The following is a 17,539-nucleotide window of genomic DNA, read 5'->3' on the forward strand; positions in this document are numbered from 1 at the left end:
GACCGCGCGACCGAAGGTTCACCGAAGTTAGGAATCGACCGCCGCGGTACCGCTCTAGACGAACACCGGCCCCTCCGCGGGCGCCGGCGCATGGCGGGCCACCGAGCAGGGCGGCGGACCAGGGCGACGCCCACCGTGATGAGTACCGGCCAGACGGCCGGAGGTTCATCGGACCTAGAGATCGACTGCTGTGGTGTTGGCGCCGCTCAGGATGAACACCGGCACCTCGTCGGGTGCCGGTGAATAGCGGCCGCTGAGTAGGGCGGCGAAGGCGGTCGCGCCGCCCGGCTCGACCACCACGCGCAGCGTCTCCCACAGGGCCCGCTGCGCGGCGCGGATCTCGTCGTCCGAGACCAGCAGGACGTCGCGGACGCCGGCGGCGATCACCGGGTACGTGTTGACGCCGATCCGCAGCGGCGCCAGCGAGTCGATCGCCACGCTGCCCACCGGTGCGTCGACCGGCTCCCCCGCGTCCAGCGCGGCCCGCAGCGTCGGTGCGCCGGTCGGCTCGACTCCGAACACCGGGCCGGGGTGGCCGGCGACCAGGCCGGCGAGCAGCCCGCCACCGCCGACCGCGGCCAGCAGCGTGGTCGGACCGGGCACCTGGCGGGCGACCTCGACGGCGATCGTCCCGGTGCCGAGCATCGTCTCGATCTCGTCGAAGGCGTGCAGTCGCAGCGCGCCCGACGTGGCCCGGAAGCGCTCGCTCGCGGCCAGGGCGTCGTTGTAGCTGGCGCCCTCCACGACAAGCTCCGCTCCGTACCCCCGGATCCGTTCGATCTTGGCCGGTGAGGAGACCGTCGGGACGAAGACGTGTGCCGGGACACCGAGGGCGCGGGCCGCGTACGCCGCAGCAGCCCCATGGTTGCCGCCGGACGCGGCGACGACGCCGGCCGGGGGGACCGCGCGCAACAGCAGGTTGGCGAACGCGCCGCGGGCCTTGAAGGAACCCGAGTGCTGGAGGTACTCCAGCTTGAAGGCGAGCGGGCCGGGCGACAGGCCGAAGTCGGCCCGGTCGACGGTCAACACGGGGGTTTCCCGGACGTACGGACGGATCAGGTCGGCGACCCGCGCGATCTCCGCGCCGGTCACCAGCTCAAGGGCGGTGCTGGTCACCCGCCCGACCTTAGACCGGCAAGAGCCGGTCGCACAGATCAGGGTGGCGGGGTGCCGTCATGATCCACGAGCCAGGCCCTAGGTTGGGATGATGCAGCCGCCTGGTGCCGCGTACCTCCGACTGGCCTGCCTCTCGTATGCCGAGGACGACGACGAGGCGCCGCGACGGGCGGTGGCGGCCGCCCGGGTCCTGGCCGAGCATCCGGATCTGCCCCACACCGACCCGCACGTCGCGGCGGCCGCGTCCGATGTGGACTCCTTGCGGGCGTTGCTCGACGCCGAGCCGGCAGCGGCGAACCGGGCGGGCGGCCCGTACGACTGGCCGCCATTGCTCTATCTCTGCTTCGCCCGGCACGATCCCGCGCTCGACGAGGCCGCCGTGCTGGCCACGGCGCGGCTGTTGCTGTCCGCCGGCGCCGACCCGAACGCGCGCTTCCTCTGGCGCGGGCTGGACCCGCCGTTCACGGCGCTGACCGGTGCGTTCGGCGGCGGCGAGCGCGGCCAGCCACCCCACCCGCACGCGACGGCGTTGGCTCGCGTGCTGCTCGACGCCGGCGCCGACCCCGACGACGGGCAGGCGCTCTACAACCGGATGTTCACCGCCGACGACAGCCACCTGGAGCTGCTGTTCGCCTACGGCCTGGGTTCCCCGTCCCTGCTGCGCGACCAGCTCCACTGGGCGGTGACGCATGGCATGACCGCACGGGTACGGCTGCTCGCCGCACACCACGTCGACATCACCACGCCGTTCGAGGGCGGGCCGACCCCGGCCGTGCTGGCGCTCACGTCCGGCTACCCGGAGCTGGTCGCCGCGCTCGGGCTGCCGATGCCGGAGCTCGCGCCGGCGGACGCGTACGTGGCCGCGGCCCTGGCCGCCGACCGCGCGACCTGTGAGGCGGCCGACCCGGCGCTGGTGGCGGCGCTGCGCGAAGACCGGCCGGGCCTCGCGGTCTGGGCCGCCGGCCACGGCCGCCCCGGCGCGGTCGGCCTGCTGCTCGACGCCGGTTGGCCGGTCGACGCGCTGGGCCGCACCGACGTACCGCGCGAGGACCCGTGGCAGACGGCGCTGCACGCGGCCGCGGAGGCCAGTGACGTGGCGCTGGCCCGCGACCTACTGGCCCGCGGCGCCGACCAGACCGTGCGCGACGCCCGCTTCGGCGCGACACCGGGCGACTGGGCCCGCTTCTTCGGACACTCCGAGGTAGCCGCTCTCCTGACACCCACCGACCCGGACGGGTCTTGAAACAAATTCGGGCCTCATTTCACGCCCGCCTCGCCTGACCCGCACTCTCCGCCGAATCCAGGCGGGATTCGGCCCGATGCGTCGCCGCGCCGCACTGGCGAGGTCCGCCGGCCGTCGGTCTTCCGGCCTCGTACTACGCCAGGTCGTCAGCGAGGTGGCCATGACCGAAGCCCGGCTGGCCCGGCTCCGATCGCGGCCGATCCGGCCCGCCGCCGAGCTGCTCGGCCAGGTGCAAGGCGCCCAGCACCACAACGTTGCCGGCGTCCTCGGCCTGCCGCACGCCGCAAACCCGCCACAGTTGGGGCAGGGCAAACTCCTCCGCCGCCCGCAATGCCGCCGGCAGGTAGCCGGCGTAGTCGAGCGTGCCTCCGGCCAGCACGATCGCCTGCGGGTTCAGCAGGTTCACGACCGTAGCGATGGCCCGCCCGAATGCCTCGCCGGCGGCAGACACGGCGGCGCCGACCCGTGGATCGCCGACCCGCAATGCGGCGTGCACCTCGTCTGGCGTCAACCCGGTCGCGCCAAGGATCGCGGCACCGCCCGCGACCTCGTCAAGCCTCCGCACCCCTCCGCCCGGCGCCCGCCCCTCCCCCAGCCCAACCACCGGCACCGGGACAGGGACAGGGATGCTGCCGATCTCTCCCGCCCACCCGCTGACCCCATTCACCACACGGCCCTCCGCCATCCAGGCCATCCCGATCGCCGTGCCGGCGACCAGAACCGCGGCCGTGGCGTCGGCCGGCAGCGTGCGGCTGGTGTGCGCCAGCGCCGCGCGGATGTCGTTGACCAGGACCTGCGGCACCCCGAGCAGATCACCCGGCCGCCAACCACCCAGGCGCGGCAGCACGTCGGAGATCTCGACCCGCCCACGGTCGACGAGCCCGGGCACCGCGATGCCGAGCGCCCCGACCGGCCCGGGCAGCGAACCAGCGAACTCACGGATATGCGCTTCGATCTCCCGGGACGACGTGGAAGGCCCGGTCGGGACCCGAGACGACCGCACGAGCGAGCCACCTGGAAGCCCGGCGACCAGAAGCATCTTCGTGCCGCCGATGTCGACTCCTACGGTCGGCGCCGTCATGCCGAGCGGGCCCGGAGCACCTCGGGCTGATGGGCCGCGCTCCACGCGCAGATGGCGGCCAGCGGTTCCAGCAGGGTGCGGCCGAGCGGCGTGAGCGCGTACTCGACCCGCGGCGGATTCTCCCCGTACGCGGTGCGGGTCAACAGACCGTCGCGTTCCATCGCCCGCAGCGACTCGGTCAGCACCTTCGCGGTGATGCGCAGCGGCACGATCAGCTCTCCGAAGCGACGGGGACCGTCGCGCAGACACACGATGATCTTCATCGTCCACTTGTCACCGATGCGGATCAGCGGGCGGTCCGTGCCGCAGTCGCTGAAGAGGTCGGGGTCCAGGGTCACAGCAGCAACCGTAGCCAGTTTCGTTGCGGTAACCGGCACCTCGGGGGCTACCGTCCGCGCCATGTTGAGCATCATCGTCTTCGGTGCCGGTGGGCGGGCCGGGCGCCGGATCGTCGCCGAGTCCCTCGCCCGTGGCCACCGGGTCACCGCCGTCGTCCGTGAGCCCGCGCGCCATCCCGACCTCGAAGGGGCCGTCGCCGGCGACGTGACCGACGCCCGTCAGGTCGCCGTCCTGAGCGAGGGGCACGACGCCGCCGTGCACGCGGCCGCCCGGCTCGACGTGCCGGCCGCCGAGTTCTTCCCCGACGCGGCACGCGCGCTCACCGCCGGCCTGACCCAGGCCGGCGTGCCGCGCCTGGTGGCGATCGGCATCGGCACCACGCTGGAGGTCGCACCCGGGCAGGCGGTGCACGACGCGCCCGACTTCCCGGCCGAGTACCGCGCGTTCTCGCTGGGCCATGCCGCCCAGATCGACGTCCTGCGCGCGGCCGGCGAAGGCCTCGACTGGGTGCTGCTCGTGCCGCCGCCGACCCTGCTCGACGACGCGACGGACGGGACCGGCGCCTACCGGACGAACAGCGACAACCAGGTGCTGGCGACGGGCGACACCCTCTTCGCGTACGCCGATCTGGCCATCGCCGTGGTCGACGAGGTCGACCAGCCGAAGCATCACCGCGCGGCTATTGCCGTCGGTCCGGCGTAAACAAGATCAGGCGAAGCCGGCGAGCGTGAAGGCCCCGAGCCCGACCAGGGCCAGCGGCACGGCGGCACCCAGCACCAGCGCCCGCTGCCGGGTCGAGCGCAGGGCCACCAGGATGATCAGCAGCCCGAGGACGGCCCGGATCACAGCGAGCCACACCGGCTCGTCGCCGTAGTTCGGGTCGCCGATGCGCCCGGCCTGCAGCGCCGCCTCCGCGAACAGCACCGCGGCGGGCAGCGCGGCACCGACGGTCAGGCGCCAGCCCGAGGTGCGCGCCCAGACGCCGGCGATGCCGAAGACCACGCCCGCCAGGATGCCGAAGAACATCCACAGCAGCGACGACGGCGCCCACAGGACGGCCAGGGCGTCGTGCTGGATGAGCAGCGCGGCCAAGTAGTAGCTGGGCACCGCGACCACGAGGAGCACGGCCGCGGCCGCGGCGGCCCGGACCACGCCCGTCCGGACCCACCAGCCGAAGGCGAAGGCGGCCACCGCCCAGACCGCGCTCGAGTTGCCGAGGTCCGCGAACGGGGACGGGACGAACTTGATCCACACGAAGTCGAGGAAGCCCAGCGCGAACCCGCACACCACGGCGGCAGTGGTCAGCACGCGACGGTCAGCCAGCACGGCGGAGCCTCTCATTTGCCAAGATCCAAATCTTCCGCGGCCAACGCGGCCAGCACTTCCGAGCGATCAGTGCGCGGCTTCGGCGGCCGCGGCGGCTTCGGCGGCTTGGGCGGCCGGTTGCCGGCGGTGGCCACGAACGCGGCCAGGGCGGTGGTGATCGGCACCGCGGCGACCAGGCCGAGCGTGCCGACGACGCTGCGGACGATCTCCTGGGCGATGAACTCCGCGGTCAGCACCTCGCGGACGCCGGTCCCGCCGGCGATCACCAGGAGCAGGACCGGGAGCGAGGCACCCGCGTACGCCAGGACGATGGTGTTGACCGTCGATGCGATGTGCGCCCGGCCGACCCGGGTGCCACCCCGGTAGAGCTCGCGCCGGCTCAGCGACGGGTTCGCCCGGGCCAGCTCGCCGACGGTCGCCGCCTGGGTGACCGTGACGTCGTCGAGCACGCCGAGCGAGCCGATGATGATGCCGGCCAGCAGCAGGCCGTGCAGGTCCACGTCGCCGTGCAGCAGGGAAAGAGTGATCGCGTTCTCGTCGCCGTACCCGGTCAGGTGCGTGAACCCGATCGCCAGCGTGCCGACGCCGCCGGCGAGCACCAGGCTGGCCAGGGTGCCGAGGACCGCCACCGAGGTCTGGGCGGTGAGGCCGTGGGTCAGGTAGAGCACTACGAACATGATCAGGGCGGCGCCGGTGACCGCGACCAGCAACGGCGGGCCGCCGCCGAGGATGGCCGGGAGTACGAAGCCGAGCAGCACCGCGAAGCTGACCGCGAGGCCGGCCAGCGCGGCCAGGCCCCGCCAACGGCCGAACGCGATGATCGCCACGGCGAAGGCGACCACGAGCCAGAGCAGCGGCGAACCGCGCTGGTGGTCGGCGATCGTGTAGACGATGGCCGTGGGGTCCTCGGAGTCGGTCAGCGGGGTGACGATCACCGCGTCGCCGACGTCGACGCTGGGTGCGCCCGGGCCTGACGGCAGCTCCGTCTCCCGGGTCTGGCCATTGTCCGGGCCGGAGTCGAGGGTGACCGTGGCACTCCCGCAAGGACCGGGCTCCGCCTCGCCTGAAGGCGTCGCCGGACAGATCGAGATCACGATCGACGTGACGGTGGCGTGGAAGCGCGGCACCGGGTCGGCCTGGTCGGGCTTGGGCACGTCGCCCGGCCAGAGCAGCGCGGTGGCGATCCCGGTGGCCAGGAACGCGGGCACCAGGATGGCGGCGAGGATGATTCGCAGGCGGCGGGGCGCCCGCGGAGCGGGCTGGTGGTCGTGACCCATCGGGTCAGAGGCTACCCAGGCGTTCGCGCTGTGGGACGACGGTGTACTTCGGGTCCTCCGCCGACGCCTTGCCCGCCTCGAAGACGCCGAGGCGGGTGGCCAGCGAACCGGCGAGCAGCGCGCCACCGGCCAGCGCCGACACCGTGCGGCTCCGTGAGCCCAGCAGGGCCCCGACGGCGCCGGCGGCGGTCAGCACCCGGGCGGCGCGCAGCAGCTTGCCGGCCCGGCCCGTGCGGTAGGGCTCGCTGAGCAGGCCCATCCGGTGCTCGACGCCGTGGGTCGCGGCCAGCTCCAGGGCGGCACCGGCCACCGCGAGGGTCCGCGCCGGGCCGGCCTGCGCGGTCGGCGCGCCGATCAGGCCGGCGGCGCCGCCGCTGGCCAGGGCGCTGCCGGCGAAGACGAAGGGCAGCCGGGGGTACGCCGCGTGCCAGGCGGGCGTCGCGGTGTCGGAGATCAGCACCGCGGTGTACGTCGCCATGGCCGGCGCGAGGGCGGCGGCGGCGAGCCCGCCCGCCCGGCCGGCGGTCGGCAGCGCGCGGGCGGCCAACCCGAGTGCACCGCGGCGGGGCAGGTAGGGCGCGGCCTCGGCGACCGCTGCCAGGCCCGCAGCCGCGCTGAACCCGCTGAAGACCCAGGTGCCCATCGACATCGGCGAGGTCGGCTTGGCCACGCGGAGCATGTTGAGGAAGCGGCTCGGCCGGCCCAGGTCGACGACCAGGAAGTAGGTGCTGGCGACGATCGCGGCCAGGGCGGTGAGCCGGCCGGTGGTGCGCAGTGCGGGGCGCTTGGTCAGGTCGGCGCCGGCCGCGACCAGAGCGGAGCCGGCCGCGAGCCCGCCGGTGAAGAAGTAGGCGGCGATGTCGTGCGTCCAGACGGGGGCCTTCACCACCGGACGGCCGTAGTAGGAGCGGAACTCGGCCGGCGGCACCATGACCCGGTCGCCCTTGCCACCACCGCGCCGGCCGCCTTTTTGCGGGGCCTGGTCCGGCTTGGTCACGGTCGCCGCCCCAGGAACGCCACGGCCGCGGCGGCCACCATGCTCAACGCTGCCACGCCCGCATGCTTCCACATGCTCGGCAGGTCACGGGTGGTGACCACCGGATCCGGCGGCAGGCCGTACACCTCCGGCTCGTCGAGGAGCAGGAAGAACGCCCCGTCGCCACCGACGCCGTCGTCCGGGTCGTGGCCGTAGAGCCTCGCCTCGGTCACGCCGCGCTGGTGCAGCACCTCGACCCGCCCGGCGGCGCGCTCGCGGAGCTCGTCGAGCTCGCCATATTGAATGGACTGGGTCGGGCAGGCCTGCGCGCAGGCGGGGGTCATGCCCTCGCCGATCCGGTCGTAGCAGAGCGTGCACTTCCACGCCCGGCCGTCGTCCTCGCGCCGGTCGATCACGCCGTACGGGCAGGCCGGGATGCAGTAGCCGCAGCCGTTGCAGATGTCCTCCTGCACCACGACGGTGCCGAACTCCGTGCGGAACAGCGACCCGGTCGGGCAGACGTCGAGGCAGGCGGCGTGGGTGCAGTGCTTGCACACGTTCGACATCATCAGCCAGCGCAGGTCGCGGTCCTCCCGGCCGTTCGCGCCGGGCAGCGTCGAGGAGGGCATGCCGAGGAACTGGGTCGACACCGTCGACTCGGCCTCGCGCAGCACGTCCATGGCGGCCGGGCTCGGTGCGGCCTGTTCGATGAAGGCCACGTGCCGCCAGGTGTTGGCCGACAGCCCGCCGGTGTTGTCGTACGACATGCCGAGCAGGTTGAAGCCGTCGTCCGGGACCGCGTTCCACTCCTTGCAGGCCACCTCGCAGGCCTTGCAGCCGATGCAGACGCTGGTGTCGGTGAAGAAGCCCATCCGCGGGGGCGCGTCGGTGTAACCGGCGTCGGGCGCCGGGTCGATCGGACCGTACAAGCTGTTAGGTCCGGCCATCACTCTCTCCCGCTCCAGGTGTCTCCAACGGCGCGTAGTGCGTGGCGTCCAGCCTCGCACGCCGCAGGTAGTCGGCGACGTAGTCCAGCAGGGCCGGGCCGGTCGGGCGCCGGCCGGCCCGGATGTCGCACGTGCCGACCTTGCTCTCCTGGATGAGCACGTTGGGGTCGAGGGTGATGCCGAACAGGTCGTTGGCCGAGTCACCGGTGATCAGACCGGAACCGCCCCAGTGGTACGGCAGCCAGATCTGGTGGATGACCCGCCCGTCCAGGCGCAAGGGGCGCAGCCGGGCCGTGACCAGCACCCGCGCCTCGATGGCGGCCCGGCCGGTGATCACGTGCGCCCAGCCCATGTGCTCGAGCCCGCGCTCCTCGGCCAGCGCCGGCGAGACCTCGACGAACATGGCCGGCTGGAGCTCGGAGAGGTACGCCAACTGCCGGCTCATCCCGCCGGCGGTGTGGTGCTCGGTCAGGCGGCTGGTGGTGAAGACGTACGGGAAAACCTCGCTGTGCCGCTCCGGCGGGGCCGGGTTGAGCTGGTTGTCCGGCCGGTCGTACACCTTGCGGACGGGGTTGGCCTGCTGGCTGTAGAGCGGGTTGCGCAGCGGCGACTCGGCCGGCTCGTAATGGGTCGGCATGGGGCCGTCGATCAGGCCCGCCGGGGCGTACAGCCAGCCCTTCCCGTCACCTTGCATGATGAACGCGTCGTCGCCCGCCAACCCGTCGACACCGATGGTGCCCGGTGCCGGCCGGAAGCTCGGATCCTTCGTCTTCTCGAAGTCCGGCACGTCGTGGCCGGTCCACTCGCCCTTCTCCGGGTCCCACCAGACGTACGCCTTCTTCTCGCTCCACGGAACCCCCTGCGGGTCGGCGGACGCGCGGTTGTAGAGGATCCGCCGGTTGGCCGGCCAGACCCAGCCCCACTCGGGCGCCACCCAGCTCTGCTCCTGCCCGGGTTTGCGCCGGGCAGCCTGGTTGACGCCGTCGGCGAAGACTCCACTGTAGATCCAGCACCCACAGGCGGTGGAGCCGTCGGCCTGGAGCTGGGTGAAGCCGGAAAGCGGAGCGCCCGTGGCCACGTCGTACCCGTTGATCTCCTTGAGCACCGACTCGGCGTCCGGCTCGTTGTGCTGTCCGCTGGTCGGATAGCTCCAGGCGAGTCTCTTGACCGGCTCGTCACGCTCCAGTGTGGACGCCGCGAGGCGTTCCCGGACCAGGCGGCCGAGGTGGTAGAAGAACCACAGCTCCGAGCGGCAGTCCTGCGGCGGGTCCAGGGCCTTCTCCCGCCACTGCAGCATCCGCTGGGTCTGGGTGAACGTGCCCTCCTTCTCCACGTGCGACGCCGCCGGCAGGAAGAACACCTCGGTGCGGCAGTCCTCCGTGACGATCTCGCCGGTCTCGATCTCGGGCGAGTCCTTCCAGAACGTCGCGCTCTCGATCATGTAGAGGTCGCGGACCACCAGCCAGTCGAGGTTGGCCATGCCGAGGCGCTGCGCCCGGCCGTGGGCCGAGCCGACCGCCGGGTTCTGACCGAGCAGGAAGTAGCCCTTGATCTTCCCGTCGATCATGTTGAACACCTGCTGATACGTGCCGTGGTCGCCGGTCAGCCGGGGAAGCCAGCCGTACCCCCAGTCGTTCTCCTCGGTGGCGTGCTCGCCGAAGTACGCCTTGAGCAGGCTGACGGCGTAGCAGCGGGCGTACGCCCAGAAGCCCTTCTGGCCCAGGTGCCGGATCGCCTCGGCCCACATGTCGAAGGTCTCGTGCTGCTTGAAGTGCGGCATGGGCAGGTAGCCCGGAAGCAGGTTGAACAGCGTCGGGATGTCGGTCGAGCCCTGGATGCTGGCATGCCCGCGCAGCGCCATGATGCCGCCGCCGGGGCGACCCATGTTGCCCAGCAGCAACTGGATGATCGCGCCGGCCCGGATGTACTGGACGCCGACGGTGTGCTGGGTCCAACCCACCGAGTAGACCAGCGCGGTGGTGCGCTCGCGCCCCGAGTTGCGGGTCCACGCCTCACAGACCTTCTGGAACTGCTCCGGGGGTACGCCGCAGACGCGCTCGACCACCTCGGGGGTGTAGCGGGCGTAGTGCCGCTTGAGGACCTGGTAGACGCAGCGCGGGTCCTGGAGCGTCTCGTCGCGCTCGACGGAGCCGCTGACCGGAGGACCGTGGGCCTCGTGCTGGATACCGGCGCCGGTCTCACGATGCACGTGCGCGTCTTCGTGGGACTGGGCGAACTCCTCGTGGCCCTCGTACTGCCAGGTGACCGGGTCGTAGGTCCCGGTCTCCGGGTGGTAGCCGGAGAACAGCCCGCCGAGGTCCTCGGTGTCCTGGAACCCTTCGGTGACGAGCGTGGCCGCGTTGGTGTACGAGACCACGTACTCCCGGAAGTCGAGCTCGTTGGACAGGATGTAGTTGATCACCCCACCGAGGAACGCGATGTCGGACCCGACCCGCAGCGGCACGAACTCGTCGGCCACGGCGCTGGTCCGGGTGAACCGCGGGTCGACGTGGATCACCGTCGCACCGCGCTTCTTGGCCTCCATCACCCACTGGAACCCGACCGGATGTGCCTCGGCCATGTTGGAACCTTGGATGACGATGCAGTCGGCGTTAGCCAGGTCCTGCTGGAACCCGGTGGCCCCGCCACGGCCGAAGCTGGTCCCCAGACCGGGGACGGTGGAGGAGTGTCAAATACGGGCCTGGTTCTCGATCTGGATCGCGCCCATCGCGGTGAACAACTTCTTGATCAGGTAGTTCTCTTCGTTGTCCAGCGTGGCGCCACCCAGGCTCGAGATGCCCAGCGTGCGGTTGAGCGGACGCCCGTCGTCGTCCTTGTCCTCCCAGGTGTCGGCCCGCGCCTTGACCACCCGGTCGGCGATCATCTCCATCGCGGTGTCGAGGTCGAGCTCTTCCCAGTCTTTGCCGTAGGGACGGCGATAGAGCACCGTGCGCTGACGGCGGTCGCTGGTCACCAGGCTCTTGCTGGCCGAGCCCTTGGGACAGAGGCGACCGCGCGAGATGGGGCTGTCCGGGTCGCCCTCGATCTGGGTGACCTTGCCGTCCTTGACGAACACCCGCTGCCCACAACCGACGGCGCAGTAGGGACAGACGGACTTGGCGACCGAGTCAGCGGTCTTGGTGCGGGGTTCGAGGGCGTCGGTGCGCGCGGATCGGGCGGCCTGCCCGCGGCCAAGCGGATCAGTGCCGGTGAGCTGCCGGTAAACCGGCCACCCTTCGATCCACGTCCGGACCCCCACGCAACCACCCTAGATCAGCGCACCTGCCCGCGCACGCCGTCGCCCACCACTCACGTCCCTCCACGCCGCCCAGGCCCACCCGGAGCCGGCGCCCGCTCAGCGGGCGGCGGTGACGCGGTCGACCAGGGCGGCGATCAGGTCGCCGTACGGGTATGGCGCCAGGACGTCGGGGACTGTGAGGTCGTCGATCAGTAGGCCGGACATGGCCAGGTAGAGCAGGACGACCGTGGTTTCGTCGCCCGGTAGGTCGGCGTCCAGGTGGAATTTGATGCTCTCCCGCAGGTTCTGGCTGAAGACGTCGACCAGGACCGCGCGCAGTTCTGGGCGGCGCGTGGCTTCCAGGCGTAGTTCCAGCATCGCCAGGTAGGTCGAGCGGTCCCGGCGCAGCCGGTCCAGGAGTTGGTGCATCAACAGCGTGACCAACTCACGGGTACGAGGCGCGCGCATCGTTTCCGCGATCTCCGACTCGATCGGGGTCAGGCGCTCGCGGGTGCGTTGGGCTACCTGGGCGATCAGGTCGTCCCGGTTGGCGAAGTAGTTGGACGCCGTGCCGGTCGGGACTCCGGCCGCCGTGTCGACCGCGCGGAAGGTCAGGCCGCGGGAGCCGTCGCCGGCCAGGACCTCGATGGCGGCGTCGAGCAGGGCGGTGCGGCGGGCGGGGTTCTGGCGCATCGGGCTCCTTGTCGCGTTGACACCACTGCAAGTGTAGTACTACGTTCTAACCACTACATGAGGAGTGGTTAGAACTTGCGAAAGCTCACCTACTACGTCGCGGCCAGCATTGACGGGTTCATCGCCGACCCCGACGGGCGCTTCGACTTCTTTCCGATCGAGCCCGACGTGATGGCGTTGATGTACGCCGAACGGCCGGAGACCGTCCCGACCCCGTTCCGCTCCGCCGTCGGTCTCGCCGCCGACGAGCCGAACCGGAGCTACGACACGGTCCTGATGGGACGGCACAGCTACACGCCGGGCCTGGAAGCCGGCATGACAAGCCCTTACGACCACCTTCGCCAGTACGTCTTCTCGCGCACGCTGACCGCGAAAGACCCCGCGGTGGAGATCGTCTCCGGCGACGCGCTCGAAACCGTCAGAGCGCTGAAGGCAGAACCGGGCGGGCTCGGCGTCTGGCTCTGCGGCGGCGGGCAACTGGCCAGCCAGCTCCTGCCGGAGATCGACGAGCTGGTGATCAAGCAGTACCCGCTGGTGCTCGGCGCCGGCATTCCGCTGTTCGCCGATGCCGTCGCGCCGACGACGTTCGCGTTGGAGTCGGCGCGGCCGTTCGAGTCCGGCGCGGTCGTGCTCACGTACACCCGGGCTTTGTGACAGAACCAAGACATTTTCCGGACGAGACGCGGAACACGGCACGCCAGGATGGTCCGCGTGAACCTGGGACCGCCTACCCTCCGGCTGCTCGCGGCGGCCGCCGCGTCCGCCGTCGCGTTCGGCCTCACCTGGCTCGTGTTCGTGCGGAGCTCCACGGGGCAGTTGATCGACGGACGGCTGCTCCCCCGCTCGGAGCTGGGCGGCGGCTATGCCCAGGACACCGTCCTGTTGGGACCGGCCGCCCGCGTGCTCGGCCGGTTCGGCAACCCGCTGCTGATCGGTGCGCTGGTGCTCGGGATCGTGGTGCTGGCCCTGATGATCGGGCGGTTCCGGGCCGGTCTCGCGGGTGCGATCGTCGTGCTCGGCTCGGCGGGCGCCGCCGGGCTCGCCAAACAGTCGATCAGCCGGCCCGAGCTCGGCGTCATCGGCTCGTCGACGCACAACAGCTTCCCCAGCGGCCACGTCGCCATCGCCGCCGGACTGCTGCTGGGCTTCCTGCTGGTGGTCCCGGCGCGGCTGCGGTGGTGGGTGGCGGTGCCCGGCGCCACGGGGGTGTCGGTCATCGCCGCCGCCACGATGGTCGCGGGCTGGCATCGGTTCAGCGACGTGGCCGGCAGCCTGCTGCTGGTGGCCACGGTGTTCTTCGTGGTCGCGAGCGTGCTGGCCCGCTGGCCCGGCCGCCGCGGCGCCGAGGACCCGACCGACAACTGGTCCGGCTTCCTGTCGCTGGCCATCGGGCAGACGCTGCTGATGATGGCGCTGCTCGCGATCGCGCCCGACGCTGGCCTGCCGCTGCTCGCCGCGATCGCCACCGCCGGCGGCCTGACCATCCTGGTGGTCTGGGCCGCACTGCACCTGATCGGGCCGCCCGAACCCGAGCCGGACGACCGGCACGACCCCGCGGCGACGCCGATGGCGACCAGCAGAGCATGAACGAAGCCGCCCAGGGCGTACACCCTGGGCGGCTCCGGTTCGTGTTGGTTATGCGGCGGCGAGCAGCTCGCGCTCGTCGGCCGGGCGCAGGGCCAGGGCCAGCACGTCGCTGACGTCACCCAGCACGTGGATGGTCAGGGCGTCCCGCACCTCCTGCGGCAGGTCGTCCAGGTCCGGCTCGTTGCGGGCCGGGACGATCACCTCGGTCAGGCCCGCCCGGTGTGCCGCCAGCAGCTTCTGCTTGACGCCGCCGATCGGCAGGACCCGGCCGGAGAGGGTGACCTCGCCGGTCATCCCGAACTCCGGGCGGACCGGTCGGCCGGTCGCCAGGGACGCCAGGGCGGTGACCATCGTGATGCCCGCGGACGGACCGTCCTTCGGCACCGCACCGGCCGGCACGTGCAGGTGGATCCGCTTTGCGGCGAGCTCGTTGGGGTCGATGCCCAGCCGCTTGCCGTTGGACCGCAGGTAGCTCAGCGCGATGTGCGCCGACTCCTTCATGACGTCGCCGAGCTGGCCGGTCAGGGTCAGGCCGGGCTCGCCCTCCATCGAGGTCGCCTCGATGAACAGCACGTCACCACCCGCACCGGTGACCGCGAGGCCGGTTGCCACACCCGGGGTCGCCGTGCGCTCCGCCGACTCCGGCGTGAACCGGGGACGGCCGAGGTAACGGACCAGGTCGGTCTCGTCGACCCGAACCGGGGCCGACTCGGTCGCCAAGGCCACCGCGACCTTGCGGAGCACCTTGGCCAGCCCACGCTCGAGCTGCCGCACGCCCGCCTCGCGGGTGTACTCGCCGGCGATCTTCCGCAGCGCCTCGTCGTCGATGGACACCTCGTCGGAGGTCAGACCGGCCCGCTCGACCTGCCGCGGCCACAGGTGGTCACGGCCGATGGCGACCTTCTCCTCCTCGGTGTAGCCGTCCAGCGTGACGAGCTCCATCCGGTCCAGCAGCGGGCCAGGGATGTTCTCGACCACGTTGGCCGTCGCGAGGAACAGCACGTCCGAGAGGTCGAGGTCGACCTCCAGGTAGTGGTCGCGGAAGGTGTGGTTCTGCGCCGGGTCGAGCACCTCGAGCAGGGCCGCGGCCGGGTCGCCGGAGTAACCGACGGCCAGCTTGTCGACCTCGTCGAGCAGCACGACCGGGTTCATCGAACCGGCCTCCTTCAACGCCCGGACGATCCGGCCCGGAGCCGAGCCGACATAGGTACGCCGGTGGCCACGGATCTCGGCCTCGTCACGGATGCCGCCGAGGCTGACGCGGACGAACTTGCGCCCGAGGGCGTTCGCGACGGACTCGCCGAGGCTGGTCTTGCCGACGCCGGGAGGGCCACCGAGGGCCAGCACCGCGCCGGAGCCACGGCCACCGACGACCTGCAGGTTGCGCTCGGCACGCCGGTTGCGGACGGCCAGGTACTCCAGGATGCGGTCCTTCACGTCGGCCAGGCCGGCGTGGTCGGCGTCGAGCACCTCGCGCGCCGCCTTCAGGTCCGTGTTGTCGTCGGTCCGGGTCGACCAGGGCATTTCGAGTACGGTGTCGAGCCAGGTCCGGATCCAGCTCGTCTCGGGCGACTGGTCGCTCGCGCGCTCCAGCTTGCCGACCTCGCGCATGGCCGCCTCGCGAACCTTCTCGGGCAGCTCGGCGGACTCGACGCGCGACCGGTAGTCGGCCGAGCCGTCGGGCTCGTCCTCACCCAGCTCCTTGCGGATCGCGGCGAGCTGCTGGCGGAGCAGGAACTCGCGCTGCGACTTCTCCAGGCCCTCGCGGACGTCGTTGGCGATGCCCTCGTTGACCTCCTGCTCGGCGAGGTAGTCGCGCACCCAGCCGACGAGGAGCTCGAGCCGGGCGGTGACGTCCTCCGCACCCAGGAGCTCGACCTTCTGCTCCAGGGTGAGCCACGGCGCGTAGCCGGCGGAGTCGGCCAGCTCGGACAGATCGGTCATCCGCTCGACGGCGTCGATGACCTGCCAGGCGCCGCGCTGCTGGAGCACGGACTTGACCAGGGCCTTGTATTCAGTAGCCAGCTCACGGGCCTTGCCCGCGGGCGGCGTCTCGGTCAGTTCGGTGGCCTCGACCCACAGGGCGGCGCCGGGTCCGGACACGCCGGAACCGATCTTGACCCGGGCCTCGCCACGGATGACGGCGGCCGGCTCGCCACTGGGCAGGCGGCCCACCTTCTCGATCAGCGCCATGACGCCGACCGACCCGTACTCGCCGTCGACACGCGGCACGGCAAGCACGCGGTTGTCGCCAGCGGCGCGTGCGGCGTCGACGGCGGCCTGAGTGTTGTTATCGAGGGTGACCGGGATGGTCATGCCAGGCAGCAGCACGGCATCGGTCAACGGCAGGACGGGAAGAGTTGCCATGTCCGTACTCAAGTTACAAAGCGTCTACTCTGTTCCCCAGCCGCGTTGTGACCCAGGCCACACAGTGCGGGCCGAGTAATTCAGGGTGATTTACGCACCGGAATCCCATTCGACAGGCGGAAGCTCATGCCGCCGACCAACCTGACCAACGGTGCACGTCGACGGCCAGGACCGGGCCGCGTCGGGCGAACGCCGGGTAGCGCTCCCCCAGCAGGGTCGCCGCCCGGTCGGCCTCCGGGCCTGAGGTCAGGATGCGGGCCGTGCCGTCCGCGCGGGCCCACCACAGGCGCGACCAGTCGTCGTCGTAGAAGTCGACCAGCATGGACGCCTGCGGATTGGCCTCGACGTTGGCCAGGCGGCGCAGCGCCGGTGAGCGCTTGGGTTTCGCGTCGACCGCGCTGTAGACCGTGTCGCCCTCGAGTGCGAACGTGATCGGGACCAGGTGGGGCTGGCCGGTCCCGGAGACCGTGGCCAGGCGGGCGACCCGGGCCTCGGCGAACCGGGCCCGGGCGTCGTCGGGGGTCACTCGGGGTTGTACTCCGCGATCGCCGCCTCCCACTGGTCGAACGCCTTCTCGACGCGGGACCGCGGGCCGGAGGGGAACCAGCGCGCGACCCGGCGTACACCCGCGTCGCGAAGTTGCTCGAAGATCTTCGGGTCCGCGGGCACGCTCATCACCTGGACCTCGATCGGCCGTTCGGCGCGGGCGCGCAGCTCGGCGATCCGGTCGAGGATGCCGTCGTGGTAGTTGGGGAACCAGGCGTCGCCGAACGACAGCACGCGGTCCAGCACCGTCGGGCCGGTGCCGCCGACCAGGACCGGCGGGTGCGGGTTCTGTGCGGGCTTCGGCCACGACCAGATGCGCTCGAAGTTGACGTAGCGACCCGCGTAGCTGGCCTCGTCCTGCGTCCAGATCGCCTTCATCGCCTCGACCCGCTCCTTGAGCACGCGCATGCGTACCCGCGGATCCGTGCCGTGGTTGCTCATCTCCGTGCGGTTCCAACCCGCGCCGACGCCGAACTCGAGGCGGCCTCCGGAGAGGTGGTCGACGCTGGCGACCTCCTTCGCGGTGGTGATCGGGTCGCGCTCGATGACCAGGCAGATGCCGCTGGCCACGCGCAGCCGGGTGGTCGCCGCGGCGGCTGCGGTCAGGGAGACGAACAGGTCGTACGTCTTCCAGTACTTGTTGGGGAGGGGCTGGCCGGGAAAACGATCGGTCTCGGCGGCCGGGATGTGCGTGTGCTCGGCGAAATAGATCGCGTCCGCGCCGCGCTCCTCGGCCAGCCGGGCGACCTCGCCCGGCTTCATGCCGTCAAAGGTGGGGAAGTAACCGACTCCGAACTCCATGG

The 17,539-nt window shown here is 71.7% G+C and carries 15 protein-coding genes and 1 pseudogene; 4 read left to right on the forward strand and 12 right to left on the reverse strand.

Going from position 1 to position 17,539, the window contains the following annotated elements; genetic code table 11:
- Positions 1-174: 174 nt before the first annotated feature.
- Positions 175-1,116, reverse strand: coding sequence for a serine/threonine dehydratase (locus BLV39_RS31955; RefSeq protein ID WP_090800338.1), 942 nt, complete (start codon positions 1,114-1,116; stop codon positions 175-177).
- A 91-nt stretch (positions 1,117-1,207) separates the two neighbouring features.
- Here BLV39_RS31955 and BLV39_RS31960 point away from each other — a divergent pair, with 91 nt between their 5' ends.
- On the forward strand, positions 1,208-2,359 hold the full coding sequence (locus tag BLV39_RS31960) for an ankyrin repeat domain-containing protein (protein ID WP_143049975.1): 1,152 nt from the start codon (positions 1,208-1,210) through the stop codon (positions 2,357-2,359).
- 133 nt (positions 2,360-2,492) lie between these two features.
- Here BLV39_RS31960 and BLV39_RS31965 read toward each other — a convergent pair whose 3' ends face one another.
- Positions 2,493-3,440, reverse strand: a complete 948-nt coding sequence (locus BLV39_RS31965; RefSeq protein ID WP_090800340.1) for an ROK family protein — start codon at positions 3,438-3,440, stop codon at positions 2,493-2,495.
- Positions 3,437-3,778 (reverse strand): winged helix-turn-helix transcriptional regulator, encoded by a 342-nt coding sequence (locus tag BLV39_RS31970; protein ID WP_239083880.1) that lies wholly within the window; start codon positions 3,776-3,778, stop codon positions 3,437-3,439. The genes BLV39_RS31965 and BLV39_RS31970 overlap by 4 nt, the downstream gene beginning before the upstream one ends.
- Positions 3,779-3,839: 61 nt before the next feature.
- Here BLV39_RS31970 and BLV39_RS31975 point away from each other — a divergent pair, with 61 nt between their 5' ends.
- Entirely contained in the window at positions 3,840-4,481 is a 642-nt protein-coding gene (locus BLV39_RS31975) for an NAD(P)-dependent oxidoreductase (protein WP_090800342.1), read from the forward strand.
- A 6-nt stretch (positions 4,482-4,487) separates the two neighbouring features.
- Here BLV39_RS31975 and BLV39_RS31980 read toward each other — a convergent pair whose 3' ends face one another.
- The 6 genes and pseudogenes from BLV39_RS31980 to BLV39_RS32010 form a co-directional block, all read right to left on the reverse strand.
- Positions 4,488-5,120, reverse strand: coding sequence for a DUF6518 family protein (locus BLV39_RS31980; RefSeq protein WP_090800343.1), 633 nt, complete (start codon positions 5,118-5,120; stop codon positions 4,488-4,490).
- The gene (locus BLV39_RS31985; protein ID WP_090800344.1) at positions 5,117-6,382 is read right to left on the reverse strand and encodes a YibE/F family protein; all 1,266 of its coding nucleotides are present in this window, start codon (positions 6,380-6,382) and stop codon (positions 5,117-5,119) included. Before BLV39_RS31985 ends, BLV39_RS31980 begins: the two co-directional genes overlap by 4 nt.
- A gap of 4 nt (positions 6,383-6,386) precedes the next feature.
- Positions 6,387-7,379 carry an NrfD/PsrC family molybdoenzyme membrane anchor subunit gene (nrfD, locus tag BLV39_RS31990; RefSeq protein ID WP_373315401.1) on the reverse strand — a complete coding sequence of 331 codons (993 nt, stop codon included), beginning with the start codon at positions 7,377-7,379 and terminating at the stop codon, positions 6,387-6,389.
- Entirely contained in the window at positions 7,376-8,305 is a 930-nt protein-coding gene (locus BLV39_RS31995; protein WP_090800345.1) for a 4Fe-4S dicluster domain-containing protein, read from the reverse strand. The genes nrfD and BLV39_RS31995 overlap by 4 nt, the downstream gene beginning before the upstream one ends.
- A pseudogene (gene fdh, locus BLV39_RS32000) lies at positions 8,304-11,564 on the reverse strand (formate dehydrogenase); the annotation flags it as partial. The gene BLV39_RS31995 and the pseudogene fdh, both read right to left, overlap by 2 nt.
- A gap of 96 nt (positions 11,565-11,660) precedes the next feature.
- Complete coding sequence (locus BLV39_RS32010; RefSeq protein ID WP_090800348.1) at positions 11,661-12,236, reverse strand: TetR/AcrR family transcriptional regulator; 576 nt, start codon at positions 12,234-12,236, stop codon at positions 11,661-11,663.
- A 75-nt stretch (positions 12,237-12,311) separates the two neighbouring features.
- Between BLV39_RS32010 and BLV39_RS32015 the strand changes: the two genes are divergently transcribed.
- Both BLV39_RS32015 and BLV39_RS32020 read left to right on the forward strand, forming a co-directional pair.
- Complete coding sequence (locus BLV39_RS32015; protein ID WP_090800349.1) at positions 12,312-12,890, forward strand: dihydrofolate reductase family protein; 579 nt, start codon at positions 12,312-12,314, stop codon at positions 12,888-12,890.
- 57 nt (positions 12,891-12,947) lie between these two features.
- A complete protein-coding gene (locus tag BLV39_RS32020) occupies positions 12,948-13,823 on the forward strand; it encodes a phosphatase PAP2 family protein (protein ID WP_176985170.1) in 876 nt (291 codons plus the stop codon).
- Positions 13,824-13,871: 48 nt separating this feature from the next.
- Here the strand turns inward: BLV39_RS32020 and lon are convergent, their stop codons facing one another.
- The 3 genes from lon to BLV39_RS32035 form a co-directional block, all read right to left on the reverse strand.
- A complete protein-coding gene (lon, locus tag BLV39_RS32025; protein ID WP_090800351.1) occupies positions 13,872-16,190 on the reverse strand; it encodes an endopeptidase La in 2,319 nt (772 codons plus the stop codon).
- A gap of 124 nt (positions 16,191-16,314) precedes the next feature.
- Positions 16,315-16,716 (reverse strand): TIGR03668 family PPOX class F420-dependent oxidoreductase, encoded by a 402-nt coding sequence (locus tag BLV39_RS32030; RefSeq protein WP_090800352.1) that lies wholly within the window; start codon positions 16,714-16,716, stop codon positions 16,315-16,317.
- Entirely contained in the window at positions 16,713-17,537 is an 825-nt protein-coding gene (locus tag BLV39_RS32035) for a TIGR03619 family F420-dependent LLM class oxidoreductase (protein ID WP_090800353.1), read from the reverse strand. The genes BLV39_RS32030 and BLV39_RS32035 overlap by 4 nt, the downstream gene beginning before the upstream one ends.
- Between the last annotated feature and the right edge of the window lie 2 nt (positions 17,538-17,539).

This window comes from Asanoa ishikariensis (assembly GCF_900107455.1).
Lineage (GTDB): Bacteria > Actinomycetota > Actinomycetes > Mycobacteriales > Micromonosporaceae > Asanoa > Asanoa ishikariensis.

Coding starts and splice junctions, on each gene's coding strand:
- BLV39_RS31960 (WP_143049975.1), top strand. CDS start 1,208: ATGCAGCCGCCTGGTGCCGCGTACCTCCGACTGGCCTGCCTCTCGTAT.
- BLV39_RS31975 (WP_090800342.1), top strand. CDS start 3,840: ATGTTGAGCATCATCGTCTTCGGTGCCGGTGGGCGGGCCGGGCGCCGG.
- BLV39_RS32010 (WP_090800348.1), bottom strand. CDS start 12,236: ATGCGCCAGAACCCCGCCCGCCGCACCGCCCTGCTCGACGCCGCCATC.
- BLV39_RS31995 (WP_090800345.1), bottom strand. CDS start 8,305: ATGGCCGGACCTAACAGCTTGTACGGTCCGATCGACCCGGCGCCCGAC.
- BLV39_RS32035 (WP_090800353.1), bottom strand. CDS start 17,537: ATGGAGTTCGGAGTCGGTTACTTCCCCACCTTTGACGGCATGAAGCCG.
- lon (WP_090800351.1), bottom strand. CDS start 16,190: ATGGCAACTCTTCCCGTCCTGCCGTTGACCGATGCCGTGCTGCTGCCT.
- BLV39_RS31980 (WP_090800343.1), bottom strand. CDS start 5,120: ATGAGAGGCTCCGCCGTGCTGGCTGACCGTCGCGTGCTGACCACTGCC.
- BLV39_RS31985 (WP_090800344.1), bottom strand. CDS start 6,382: ATGGGTCACGACCACCAGCCCGCTCCGCGGGCGCCCCGCCGCCTGCGA.
- BLV39_RS31965 (WP_090800340.1), bottom strand. CDS start 3,440: ATGACGGCGCCGACCGTAGGAGTCGACATCGGCGGCACGAAGATGCTT.